The sequence below is a fragment of the Salifodinibacter halophilus genome, from assembly GCA_012999515.1.
Classification (GTDB): domain Bacteria; phylum Pseudomonadota; class Gammaproteobacteria; order Nevskiales; family Salinisphaeraceae; genus Salifodinibacter; species Salifodinibacter halophilus.
Genome location: JABEEB010000190.1, coordinates 1 through 278, shown reverse-complemented (window position 1 = coordinate 278; position 278 = coordinate 1). Strand labels below are relative to the sequence as shown.

Below are 278 nucleotides of genomic sequence, written 5' to 3'. Positions count from 1 at the left end.
AAAATGGATTCCGGCTTTCGCCGGAATGACGGACTGGCGGTTGCGGAACTTCGGGCGACTTCGTCGGAACTGCATCGCTTCGGTTCGTCATCGACATGACCGCCAACCGACGCAACAACCTCAATCCTCCGCCCCAACCTCCGCGTCGCCGTCCCACTCCCCCTGCACATCGAGTTCGAACGACGCAGCGAACAGATCCGACTGCGCCAACACCTCGCCCTCCTCGGCGAATCCCGACAACCCGACCCCGACCAGGCGATACAAGGTCTGCGCCGGCA

At 62.9% G+C, this 278-nt stretch carries 1 protein-coding gene; it reads right to left on the bottom strand.

Annotated elements, in window-relative coordinates; translation table 11 throughout:
• Window positions 1–120: 120 nt before the first annotated feature.
• On the bottom strand, window positions 121–278 hold a 158-nt coding region (locus HKX41_11265), incomplete at its 5' end, for a hypothetical protein (GenBank protein ID NNC24710.1).